Source organism: Vibrio sp. 10N.261.46.E11, from assembly GCF_041472735.1.
Taxonomy (GTDB): domain Bacteria; phylum Pseudomonadota; class Gammaproteobacteria; order Enterobacterales; family Vibrionaceae; genus Vibrio.
In genome coordinates this window covers 1-12,323 of record NZ_JBFRQW010000082.1, presented here as the reverse complement: position 1 = coordinate 12,323, position 12,323 = coordinate 1, and the positions used below count along the sequence as shown (strand labels likewise).

Annotated in this window: 8 protein-coding genes; all 8 read right to left on the bottom strand. The window is 45.2% G+C overall.

What is annotated here, in order from left to right; genetic code table 11:
* Nucleotides 1-55 precede the first annotated feature (55 nt).
* The 8 genes from rpoC to secE all read right to left on the bottom strand — a co-directional run bounded on the left by rpoC (nucleotide 56) and on the right by secE (nucleotide 12,072).
* On the bottom strand, nucleotides 56-4,258 hold the full coding sequence (gene rpoC, locus AB4407_RS20255) for a DNA-directed RNA polymerase subunit beta' (protein ID WP_372121773.1): 4,203 nt from the start codon (nucleotides 4,256-4,258) through the stop codon (nucleotides 56-58).
* A gap of 89 nt (nucleotides 4,259-4,347) precedes the next feature.
* On the bottom strand, nucleotides 4,348-8,376 hold the full coding sequence (rpoB, locus tag AB4407_RS20250; RefSeq protein ID WP_372121772.1) for a DNA-directed RNA polymerase subunit beta: 4,029 nt from the start codon (nucleotides 8,374-8,376) through the stop codon (nucleotides 4,348-4,350).
* A gap of 234 nt (nucleotides 8,377-8,610) precedes the next feature.
* Nucleotides 8,611-8,979, bottom strand: coding sequence for a 50S ribosomal protein L7/L12 (gene rplL / locus AB4407_RS20245; RefSeq protein WP_017060525.1), 369 nt, complete (start codon nucleotides 8,977-8,979; stop codon nucleotides 8,611-8,613).
* Nucleotides 8,980-9,036: 57 nt separating this feature from the next.
* Nucleotides 9,037-9,531 (bottom strand): 50S ribosomal protein L10, encoded by a 495-nt coding sequence (rplJ, locus tag AB4407_RS20240; protein WP_017060524.1) that lies wholly within the window; start codon nucleotides 9,529-9,531, stop codon nucleotides 9,037-9,039.
* Between the two features lie 250 nt (nucleotides 9,532-9,781).
* Complete coding sequence (gene rplA, locus AB4407_RS20235; RefSeq protein ID WP_048659214.1) at nucleotides 9,782-10,486, bottom strand: 50S ribosomal protein L1; 705 nt, start codon at nucleotides 10,484-10,486, stop codon at nucleotides 9,782-9,784.
* A 4-nt stretch (nucleotides 10,487-10,490) separates the two neighbouring features.
* The gene (rplK, locus tag AB4407_RS20230; RefSeq protein WP_010435555.1) at nucleotides 10,491-10,919 is read right to left on the bottom strand and encodes a 50S ribosomal protein L11; all 429 of its coding nucleotides are present in this window, start codon (nucleotides 10,917-10,919) and stop codon (nucleotides 10,491-10,493) included.
* A 213-nt stretch (nucleotides 10,920-11,132) separates the two neighbouring features.
* On the bottom strand, nucleotides 11,133-11,681 hold the full coding sequence (gene nusG / locus AB4407_RS20225; protein ID WP_012605006.1) for a transcription termination/antitermination protein NusG: 549 nt from the start codon (nucleotides 11,679-11,681) through the stop codon (nucleotides 11,133-11,135).
* A gap of 13 nt (nucleotides 11,682-11,694) precedes the next feature.
* The gene (gene secE / locus AB4407_RS20220) at nucleotides 11,695-12,072 is read right to left on the bottom strand and encodes a preprotein translocase subunit SecE (protein ID WP_017096511.1); all 378 of its coding nucleotides are present in this window, start codon (nucleotides 12,070-12,072) and stop codon (nucleotides 11,695-11,697) included.
* Nucleotides 12,073-12,323 lie beyond the last annotated feature (251 nt).

Genomic DNA, 12,323 nt, shown 5'->3' with positions numbered 1-12,323 from the left:
CGGCATTACACCCGAAGGTGCCTTTTTGTTATCTCTTAGAGACTACTCGTAGAGCTTACTCTTCTGAAGAGAAACCAGCGTTTAGAAGTGCTGCTAGATTGTCAGTAGCTTGCTCAGCTGAAGGACCTTCTTGCTCTTCTTCACGTTGCTTTTGACGCTCTTGGTGGTATGCGAAACCAGTACCAGCTGGGATCAGACGACCAACAATTACGTTCTCTTTCAGACCGCGAAGGTCATCACGCTTACCAGAAACCGCAGCTTCTGTTAGTACGCGAGTCGTTTCTTGGAACGATGCAGCTGAGATGAATGACTCAGTTGCAAGAGATGCTTTAGTAATACCTAGTAGATCACGTTCGAAACGTACTAGTTCTTTACCTTCAGCTTCTAGCTTACGGTTAGCAATCTTAACATTGTGGTACTCAACTTGTTCGCCAGGTAGGAACGGAGAGTCACCAGAATGAGTGATTGTACACTTACGTAGCATTTGACGAACGATAGTCTCGATGTGCTTATCGTTAATCTTTACGCCTTGTAAGCGGTAAACTTCTTGAACTTCGTTCGCGATGTACTGAGTTACTGCGTGGATACCACGTAGACGCAGGATATCGTGTGGAGTTTCAGGACCGTCGGCGATTACATCACCACGTTCAATCTTCTCACCTTCGAACACGTTCAATTGACGGTGCTTAGGAATCATCTCTTCGTAAGCGTCACCGCCTTCACGAGTGATCACTAGACGACGCTTACCTTTCGTTTCTTTACCGAAAGACACAGTACCTGTGTGCTCAGCAAGAATCGCAGGCTCTTTAGGCTTACGAGCTTCGAATAGGTCAGCTACGCGTGGTAGACCACCAGTGATATCTTTGTTTCCGCTCGATTTTTGAGGGATACGAGATAGTGTGTCACCAATGCCAACTTCAGCGCCATCTTCGATGTTTACAATCGCTTTGCCAGGTAGGAAGTAGTGAGCTGGCATATCAGTACCAGGAATCATTACGTCGTTACCTTGCTCATCAACAAGTTTGATAGCTGGACGCATATCTTTACCTGCTGCTGGGCGAGCTGCTGCGTCTGTTACTTCACTTGAAGAAAGACCCGTTAGATCGTCAGTTTGACGAGAAACTGTAATACCATCGATCATATCTACGAATTGGATACGACCTGCCACTTCAGTGATGATTGGCATAGTATGCGCTTCCCAGTTAGCTACAACTTCACCAGCAGTAACTGCTGCGTTGTCGCCTTTGGTTAGCATCGAACCGTAAGGAAGTTTGTGCTTCTCTTTAGTACGGCCGAATTCATCAATAATCGTCATCTCAGATGCACGAGAAGTGATAACCAGTTTCTTATCTTTGTTAACTACGAACTTAGCATTGTGAAGTTTCACAGTACCAGTTGTCTTAGCTTGGATGCTGTTCTCTGCTGCTGCAGTAGATGCCGCACCACCGATGTGGAACGTACGCATCGTTAGCTGTGTACCCGGTTCACCGATAGATTGTGCAGCGATAACACCAACTGCTTCACCTTGGTTCACTAGGTGACCACGTGCTAGGTCACGACCGTAACACTGCGCACAACAACCGAAGTCTGCATCACAGGTAACAACAGAGCGCACTTTCATGCTATCTACTGAGTTGTCTTCCATGATTTGACACCACTTCTCATCAATCAGAGTATTACGTGGAATCAGTACATCTTCAGTACCAGGCTTAATAACGTCTTCAGCTACTACACGACCTAGAGCAAGCTCAGAAAGTGCAACTTTAACGTCACCACCTTCGATGTGAGGCATCATGTCGATACCTTCATGCGTGCCACAGTCATGTTCGTGTACTACAACGTCTTGAGCAACGTCTACTAGACGACGAGTTAGGTAACCCGAGTTTGCTGTTTTCAGTGCTGTATCCGCAAGACCCTTACGAGCACCGTGCGTTGAGATAAAGTACTGAAGGACGTTTAGACCTTCTTTAAAGTTCGCTGTGATCGGCGTTTCGATGATTGAACCATCTGGACGCGCCATCAGACCACGCATACCTGCTAGCTGACGAATCTGAGCTGCAGAACCACGTGCGCCCGAGTCGGCCATCATGTAGATGCTGTTGAACGATTCTTGCTGTTCTTCTTCGCCATCACGGTTGATAACTGTTTCAGAAGATAGGTTATCCATCATTGCTTTCGCTACGCGGTCATTCGTAGATGCCCAGATATCGATAACTTTGTTGTAACGCTCACCCGCAGTAACAAGACCAGATTGGAATTGCTCTTGGATTTCGCGAACTTCTTCTTCAGCAGATTCAATTTCATCGTATTTCGCTTGAGGTACAACCATATCGTCGATACCTACAGAAACACCAGAAAGTGCAGCGTATGCAAAACCTGCGTACATGATTTGGTCAGCAAATACTACTGTATCTTTTAGACCAAGCTTACGGTAACACTCGTTAAGAAGAGTAGAGATCTGCTTCTTACCTAACTTTTGGTTAACGATGCTGTACGGTAGGCCAGCTGGAACGATTTGCCATAGCATTGCACGGCCGACAGTTGTATCAACCATCTTCGTTTCAGTCGTGCTGTTGCCATCTTCATCTACTACAGTCTCGGTGATACGTACTTTAACGCGAGCGTGTAGCTCAGCAGTCTTAGTACGGTATGCCTTTTCAGCCTCAGCAGGGCCAGCAAGGTACATACCTTCGCCTTTCACGTTGATCTTGTCACGTGTCATGTAGTAAAGACCCAATACAACGTCCTGAGAAGGTACGATGATCGGATCACCTGACGCTGGCGACAGAATGTTATTCGTCGACATCATCAGAGTACGTGCTTCAAGCTGTGCTTCTAGAGTTAGAGGCACGTGTACCGCCATTTGGTCACCATCGAAGTCGGCGTTGTATGCCGCACACACTAGTGGGTGAAGCTGAATCGCTTTACCTTCGATTAGTACTGGTTCAAACGCTTGGATACCTAGACGGTGAAGTGTAGGTGCACGGTTAAGCAGTACTGGGTGTTCGCGGATTACTTCGTCTAGGATATCCCAAACGATCGCTTCTTCGCGCTCTACCATCTTCTTAGCAGCTTTGATTGTCGTAGCCATGCCACGAGTTTCTAGCTTGCTGTAGATGAACGGCTTAAATAGCTCCAGTGCCATCTTCTTAGGAAGACCACACTGATGTAGACGAAGGTATGGACCAACTGTGATTACAGAACGGCCAGAGTAGTCTACACGTTTACCTAGAAGGTTCTGACGGAAACGACCTTGTTTACCCTTGATCATATCAGCAAGAGATTTCAGAGGACGCTTGTTAGAACCTGTGATCGCACGACCGCGACGACCGTTATCTAGAAGGGCATCAACAGACTCTTGCAGCATACGCTTTTCGTTACGTACGATGATGTCTGGAGCCGCTAGCTCTAGAAGACGCTTCAAACGGTTGTTACGGTTGATCACACGACGGTAAAGGTCGTTCAGATCAGATGTCGCAAAACGACCGCCATCTAGTGGTACTAGAGGACGCAGATCTGGCGGTAGCACTGGAAGTACAGTTAGGATCATCCACTCAGGCTTGTTGCCTGACGCGATGAACGCTTCAACTAGCTTCAAGCGCTTAGTAACTTTCTTACGCTTAGTTTCAGAGTTAGTCGTTTCCAACTCTTCGCGCATTTCTTCCACTTCTTGATGAAGGTCCATTGTTGAAAGCAGATCTTTGATCGCTTCAGCACCCATCTTAGCTGTGAATTCGTCACCCCACTCTTCTAGACGGTCTAGATACTCTTCTTCTGTAAGCATCTGAGATTTTTCTAGATCTGTCATACCCGGTTCGGTTACTACGTACATTTCGAAGTAAAGAACACGTTCGATATCACGCAGAGGGATATCCATTAGTAGACCGATACGAGACGGTAGTGATTTTAGGAACCAGATGTGAGCAACTGGTGAAGCAAGCTCGATGTGGCCCATACGGTCACGACGAACTTTAGTCTGTGTAACTTCAACGCCACACTTCTCACAGATAACACCACGGTGTTTCAGGCGCTTGTATTTGCCACAAAGACATTCGTAGTCTTTAACTGGGCCAAAAATACGCGCACAGAACAGACCATCACGTTCTGGTTTGAACGTACGATAGTTAATTGTTTCTGGCTTTTTAACTTCACCAAAAGACCACGAACGGATCGTGTCTGGTGAAGATAGACCGATTTTGATTGCATCAAATTCTTCGGTCTTATGCTGTGCTTTTAGAAAGTTTAATAAGTCTTTCACGTTCAGCTCCTGTAAGGAGTTAAAGGAGCTCACCGACTAAAGTGAGCCCCCTTTACCAAGTAATCCAATCTTCTTTGTAAAAAGAGGGATTACTCTTCGTCTTCTAGCTCGATGTTGATACCTAGCGAGCGAATCTCTTTCAACAGTACGTTGAATGACTCTGGCATGCCAGGTTCCATGCTATGGTTACCATCTACGATGTTCTTGTACATCTTAGTACGGCCGTTAACGTCATCCGACTTAACTGTTAGCATTTCTTGTAGAGTATATGCAGCACCGTATGCTTCTAGTGCCCATACTTCCATCTCACCGAAACGCTGACCACCGAACTGAGCTTTACCACCAAGTGGCTGCTGAGTTACTAGGCTGTAAGAACCAGTTGAACGAGCGTGCATCTTGTCATCAACCAAGTGGTTCAGTTTCAGCATGTACATGTAACCTACAGTTACAGGACGCTCAAACGAATCACCAGTACGACCATCAAACAGTTTAAGCTGACCAGATTCTGGCAGTTCACCCAGTTTAAGTAGTTCTTTGATTAATGTCTCAGAAGCACCATCGAACACAGGAGTAGCAATCGGTAGACCGCCACGTAGGTTCTTAATCAGTGTACGAACTTGATCATCAGACAGTTCCGCAATATCAACTTTCTGGCGAGTATCACCAAGATCATAAACCTTCTGTAGGAACTCACGGAACTTATGCAGTTCTTGTTGTTCCTTAACCATTTGGTTGATCTTGTCACCGATACCTTTCGCAGCCAAACCTAAGTGAACTTCTAGGATCTGACCGATGTTCATACGCGATGGTACACCCAGCGGGTTAAGTACGATATCTACAGGCTGACCTTTCTCATCGTATGGCATGTCTTCAACAGGGTTAATCTTAGAGATTACACCTTTGTTACCGTGACGACCGGCCATCTTATCACCAGGCTGGATACGACGTTTAACCGCTAGGTAAACTTTAACAATCTTAAGAACGCCAGGCGCTAGATCATCACCTTGAGTGATTTTACGACGCTTAGTTTCAAACTTCTTATCGAAGTCTGCTTTTAGCTCATCCCACTGCTCAGCAAGTTGCTCAAGCTGTGTCTGTAGCGCATCGTCTTCTAGAACTTGCTCTAGCCATTGCTTGCGACCGATAGTATCAAGCTTAGCTTCAGAGTAACCACCAGACAGAAGTACAGCTTTAACACGGTTAAGAAGGCCACCCTCAAGAATTTGGAACTCTTCAGTTAGATCTTTCTTAGCTTCTTTAAGCTGCATCTGTTCGATTTCAAGTGCACGTTTGTCTTTCTCTACGCCATCGCGAGTGAAGACTTGTACATCGATGATAGTACCCGAAACAGAGTTTGGTACACGTAGAGAAGTATCTTTAACATCAGATGCTTTCTCACCGAAGATAGCACGTAGTAGCTTCTCTTCAGGAGTCAGTTGAGTTTCACCTTTAGGGGTTACTTTACCAACTAGGATGTCGCCACCCTTAACTTCAGCACCAATGTAAACGATACCTGACTCGTCTAGTTTAGACAGAGCAGACTCACCTACGTTTGGAATATCAGCTGTGATCTCTTCAGAACCCAGCTTAGTATCACGAGCCACACAAGATAGTTCTTGAATGTGGATTGTCGTGAAACGGTCTTCTTGAACTACGCGCTCAGATACTAAGATCGAGTCTTCGAAGTTGTAACCGTTCCAAGGCATGAATGCGATACGCATGTTTTGGCCAAGAGCTAGTTCACCAAGGTCTGTTGAAGGACCGTCAGCAAGAACATCGCCGCGTGCAACTGGTTCACCAGGAAGTACAGTTGGACGTTGGTTAATACATGTGTTTTGGTTCGAACGCGTGTACTTAGTTAGGTTGTAGATATCGATACCAGCTTCGCCAGGTACCAATTCATCTTCGTTAACCTTAACTACGATACGAGAAGCGTCTACAGACTGAACTTGACCACCACGTTTAGCAACCGCTGTAACACCAGAGTCAACTGCGATGTTACGTTCGATACCGGTACCTACTAGAGGCTTATCAGCCTTAAGTGTTGGTACAGCTTGACGTTGCATGTTGGCACCCATCAATGCACGGTTCGCATCATCGTGTTCTAGGAACGGGATAAGCGAAGCAGCGATAGATACTACTTGGTTTGTCGCAACGTCCATATAGTCAACGTGATCGCGTGGGTGAAGACCAGATTCACCTTTTTGACGAGCTGTGATTAGCTCATCTGCAAACGTACCTTCCTCAGTAAGAATGGTGTTTGCTTGCGCGATTACGAATTGACCTTCCTGGATTGCAGACAGGTAATCAACTTCTTCTGTTACTACACCATCTACTACACGACGGTACGGAGTTTCTAGGAAACCGTAATCGTTACAACGTGCAAATGCAGATAGCGAGTTAATTAGACCGATGTTTGGACCTTCAGGCGTTTCGATCGGACATAGACGACCGTAGTGAGTTACGTGAACGTCACGTACTTCGAAGCCTGCGCGCTCACGAGTAAGACCACCAGGACCTAAAGCAGAGATACGACGCTTGTGCGTAACTTCTGACAATGGGTTGTTTTGGTCCATAAACTGTGAAAGCTGTGAAGAGCCAAAGAATTCTTTAACTGCAGCAGAGATCGGCTTAGCGTTGATAAGGTCTTGAGGCATGATTGCATCAAGGTCACCAAGGCTTAGACGTTCTTTAACTGCACGTTCTACACGAACTAGACCAACACGGAATTGGTTTTCTGCCATTTCACCTACAGAACGGATACGACGGTTGCCAAGGTGGTCGATATCGTCCACTTCACCAATGCCGTTACGGATACCAATCAGTTTCTTCATCACTTCGATGATGTCTGATTCATCCAGAGTACCGCGCTCTTCTTCTTCTTCACGCTCGATAGAGCTGTTGAATTTCATACGGCCTACAGTTGATAGGTCGTAACGATCTTCAGAGAAGAATAGGCTTTCGAACAATGATTCTGCAGCTTCTTTCGTTGGTGGCTCGCCAGGACGCATCATGCGGTAGATTTCTACCAATGCAGAGATGCGGTCTACTGTGCTATCCGCACGTAGAGTGTCTGACATGAATGGACCATGGTCTAGGTCATTCGTGAACAGCACTTCTAGAGTCTTGTGACCTGCTTGAGACAGGTTAGCAAGTGCTTCTAGGCTAATCTCTTGGTTTGCGCCAACGATGATCTCGCCAGTTGCTTCGTTGATGTAATCTTTCGCAGCAATCTTTTCAACGATGTACTCTACTGGTACTTCGATGTGCTCAACGCCATCTTTTTCAAGTTGACGGATATGGCGAGCAGTTACACGACGACCAGTCTCAACGTAAGTTTTGCCGTTTGCTTCGATGTCGAATGACGCAGTTTCACCACGTAGACGATCAGGAACCAACTCCATAAGTAGAGTTTGGTCTTTCACTTCGAAGTTCACTTTGTCGAAGAACAGATCTAGGATCTCTTCAGTCGATTTACCAAGTGCACGAAGGATAATCGATGCTGGTAGCTTACGACGACGGTCGATACGTACGAATAAGTTATCCTTAGGATCGAACTCAAAGTCTAACCATGAGCCACGGTAAGGAATTACACGTGCGTTATAAAGAACTTTACCTGATGAGTGGGTCTTACCCTTATCACTGTCGAAGAACACGCCTGGGCTTCGGTGCAGCTGGGATACGATAACCCTCTCGGTACCATTAATTACGAAAGTACCATTGTCTGTCATAAGCGGAATTTCGCCCATGTAGACTTCTTGTTCTTTAATGTCTTTTACAGTACCTGCTGGTGCATCTCGATCAAAGATAACTAGACGTAGTTTTACGCGTAGTGGCTTTGAGTAAGTAACACCGCGGATTTGACATTCTTTAACGTCAAAAACTGGCTCACCAAGACGGTAGCTAACGTATTGCAGCTCAGAATTGCCGTTGTAGCTCTGAATTGGAAATACAGAACGGAAAGCAGCTTCAAGACCGTATTGACCTTCAGGATCCTGTTCGATGAATTTGTCGAAAGAATCAAGCTGGATCGATAACAGGTATGGAATGTCCAAAACTTGTGGACGAGTACCAAAATCCTTACGGATGCGCTTTTTCTCGGTATAAGAGTAAACCATGGGGTTCCTCAGCTCGCTGATAAGTGACCCAAACCACCCAAAACACTCTTCAGAGGGGGCGGTGACAAACAGCTGTTTACTGTAGTGAACAGTCATTTCGAAAAAATGACTGTTTTTTTGCTTGGATTATGACGGTTAAACAGCGGAAATTTCGTCATAGCCCTACAGCGCAAAAAGGCCGGTGGTTAATAAACCACCAGCCATTAGCCTTTCGGCTATGAAATCAAGTAATAATTACTTGATTTCAACAGAAGCGCCAGCTTCTTCTAGCTGTGCTTTAAGAGCTTCAGCTTCAGCTTTGTCAACGCCTTCTTTAAGCGCTGCAGGAGCTGAGTCTACAAGACCTTTAGCTTCTTTAAGACCTAGGCCAGTTGCGCCACGTACAGCTTTGATAACTTGTACTTTGTTAGCGCCAGCAGCAGTTAGGATTACGTCAAATTCAGTTTGCTCAGCAGCAGCGTCGCCGCCAGCTGCGCCACCAGCTACAACTGCAGCTGCAGCTGAAACGCCGAATTTCTCTTCCATAGCTTCGATAAGCTCAACAACTTGCATTACAGACATTTCTGCAACTGCGTCTAGGATTTGCTCGTTAGTAATAGACATAACAATTCTCTTTTAAGTCAACAATAAGTTTAATTTGCAACCAGTGAAAAGCAAGGCTTAAGCCGCTGCTTCTTCTTTTTGGTCACGTAGTGCAGCGATAGTACGAACCAGCTTGCCAGCAGAAGCTTCTTTCATGCACATCATTAGGCGTGCGATAGCTTCGTCGTAAGTTGGTAGTGTCGCTAGTACTTCAGCATCAGTAACTGCGCCTTCAAATGCAGCAGCTTTGATCTCGAAATCTTTGTTCTCTTTAGCGAAGTCTTTGAAAAGACGCGCTGCAGCACCTGGGTGCTCGTTAGAGAACGCGATCAGAGTTGGACCAGTGAAAGTGTCTACTAGACACTCGTAGTCTGTACCCTGAACCGCACGGCGTGCTAGTGTGTTACGAACAACTTTCATGTAAACACCCGCTTCGCGAGCTTGTTTACGTAGAGAAGTCATTGCGCCAACTTCAACGCCACGAGAATCAGCTACAACTGCAGAAAGTGCACCACTGGCAGCTTCGTTGACTTCAGCAACAATTGCTTTTTTGTCTTGAAGATTTAAAGCCATTTGGATTAACCTCTGGTTGTGATTACAGCACTCAATACAAAATGTAATGAGCGTTTACGATGTTATTTAAAAATGAATAAATCCACTTCAAACCACAACATCGCCTACGTAGGTTTTATTAAGCCATCAATAATCTAATGAAAATCGACAGCGCCTACGGTCTTGGGATAGATGATTTCAAATTGCTTTAAAACCACCCAACCACAAATATTAGGCGCAGAAGTATACACTAAATCTGCGCCTAAGCAAATTAGTTTGCTTGAGTGTCAAGACTAGCTTGATCAACAGCAACACCAGCACCCATCGTAGTAGAGATGCTTACTTTCTTCAGGTAAGTACCCTTAGCTGAAGAAGGCTTAGCTTTCTTAAGAGCAACTAGAAGAGCTTCTAGGTTCTCTTGAAGCTGGTTAGCTTCGAAAGATGCTTTACCGATAGTAGTGTGGATGATGCCGTTCTTGTCGTTACGGTAACGAACCTGACCAGCTTTAGCGTTCTTAACTGCTTCAGCAACGTTAGGAGTTACAGTACCAACTTTAGGGTTTGGCATAAGGCCGCGTGGACCTAGGATTGTACCTAGTTGACCAACAACACGCATTGCATCTGGAGAAGCAACAACAACGTCGAAGTTCATTTCGCCTTTTTTCACTTGCTCAGCAAGATCTTCCATACCAACGATATCTGCGCCAGCTGCTTTAGCTGCTTCTGCGTTTGCACCTTGAGTGAACACAGCAACGCGGATGTCACGGCCAGTACCGTGAGGTAGCACAGTTGCGCCACGAACGTTTTGGTCAGATTTACGAGCATCGATGCCTAGGTTAACAGCAACATCTACAGACTCAACGAATTTAGCAGTAGCTAGTTCTTTAAGAAGAGCAACAGCTTCGTTGATTTCGTATTCTTTAGTCGCGTCAACTTTGTCGCGGATTACGCGCATACGCTTAGTAAGTTTAGCCATGATCTTATCCCTCTACCACTAGGCCCATTGAACGAGCAGTACCAGCAATAGAACGCTTCATTGCTTCGATGTCAGCACCAGTCATATCAGCAGCTTTAGTTTCTGCGATTTCCTGAACTTGAGCGTCAGTTACAGTACCAACTTTCTCAGTGTTTGGACGACCTGAACCAGACTTAACGCCAGCAGCTTTCTTAAGAAGAACAGCAGCAGGTGGAGTCTTAGTTACGAACGTGAAAGAACGGTCGTTGTAAACAGTAATAACTACTGGAGTAGGTAGACCTTTCTCAACAGACTCTGTTTTTGCGTTGAACGCTTTACAGAATTCCATGATGTTCACGCCGTGTTGACCTAGAGCAGGACCAACCGGTGGACTTGGGTTTGCCATACCAGCTGCAACTTGCAGTTTGATATAAGCTTCAACTTTCTTAGCCATGATATTTCCTAATATTTTGGGTACATGCGCTAGCCGTAAGGCGAGCTCCCCATAAATTCAATTAACTCTTTTTTACTTCCGAAGAAGCAAAAAGGCGCGAAATTATAATCATAATTCGCGCCTTTAACAACCCTAAAAAGGTGATTTTTTATACTCTTTTATTTTGAACAACTTATGAAGTATTTATCCACAGCTTGCTCAAAGGTCAGAGTTTTAGTCCAGTTTTTCAACCTGACCAAATTCAAGCTCAACTGGTGTTGCACGACCAAAGATCGATACAGATACCTTAATACGGCTTTTCTCGTAATCTACTTCTTCAACAGTACCGTTGAAGTCAGCAAATGGACCATCGTTCACACGAACCACTTCACCCGCTTCGAACATTGTCTTAGGACGTGGAGACTCGCTCGCTTTCTCTAGACGGTTCAAGATAGCATCAGCTTCTTTATCAGTGATTGGTGCAGGACGATCAGAGGTACCACCAATGAAGCCCATAACACGCGGAATGCTGCGTACTAAGTGCCATGATTCATCATTCATGATCATTTGCACTAATACGTAGCCAGGGAAGAACTTACGTTCGCTTTTACGGCGTTGACCTGCACGCATTTCCACTACTTCTTCAGTAGGTACTAAAACGTCACCAAAGAATTCTTCCATGTCGTGCATTTTAATATGTTCGCGTAACGATTGAGATACACGACCTTCATAGCCAGAAAAGGCTTGAACTACATACCAACGTTTTTTTGGAGCTTCACTCATGAATCAGAACCCTCTACACTCCAGTTGCTAGAGAAACTAAACGGACCATAATGCCGTCAATTCCCCAAAGCACTAGAGACATAACAATACATACAGCTAAAACGATCAATGTAGTTTGCATAGTTTCTTGGCGAGTAGGCCAAACAACTTTACGAATCTCCATACGAGATTCTTTTGCAAAATCGATCGCAGCTTTACCTTTAGTTGTCGTTGCTGCAACGCCTAGTGCGGCAGCAATCAGCACAACTACACCTGCAGCGCGAATTACAACAGACAATTCACCATACAGGTAATTACCCACAACAGCAGCAGCCAACAGTACAAAAGCGACTACCCACTTCATTGTATCTGCTGCACCTGAGCTATCAGGAGTTTCAGCGTTTGCTTTCATAAAACCAACCTGTGATAAGTCTTAAATATAGACGACAATAACCCCGCTGTTGCAGGGCACATTCCTTTGCGTTGCAAAACAACACATCTAACAGTCATTTTAGTTAAAAAAGACCGTTTAATTCTTTGCTAAGAGTTAAAATTGATGTCAAAACACTCAACTCTTTTTTCAGCGCAGAAAAAGGGCATCAAATGATGCCCTTTTTACTAGTGGTTCGTCAAATCTTATGCAAAGATTTTAGCTACAACACC

Bases quoted from the DNA above. Each gene is read 5' to 3' on its own strand.
- rpoB (WP_372121772.1), bottom strand. From the start codon at position 8,376: ATGGTTTACTCTTATACCGAGAAAAAGCGCATCCGTAAGGATTTTGGT.
- rplL (WP_017060525.1), bottom strand. From the start codon at position 8,979: ATGTCTATTACTAACGAGCAAATCCTAGACGCAGTTGCAGAAATGTCT.
- rplJ (WP_017060524.1), bottom strand. From the start codon at position 9,531: ATGGCTTTAAATCTTCAAGACAAAAAAGCAATTGTTGCTGAAGTCAAC.
- rplA (WP_048659214.1), bottom strand. From the start codon at position 10,486: ATGGCTAAACTTACTAAGCGTATGCGCGTAATCCGCGACAAAGTTGAC.
- rplK (WP_010435555.1), bottom strand. From the start codon at position 10,919: ATGGCTAAGAAAGTTGAAGCTTATATCAAACTGCAAGTTGCAGCTGGT.
- nusG (WP_012605006.1), bottom strand. From the start codon at position 11,681: ATGAGTGAAGCTCCAAAAAAACGTTGGTATGTAGTTCAAGCCTTTTCT.
- secE (WP_017096511.1), bottom strand. From the start codon at position 12,072: ATGAAAGCAAACGCTGAAACTCCTGATAGCTCAGGTGCAGCAGATACA.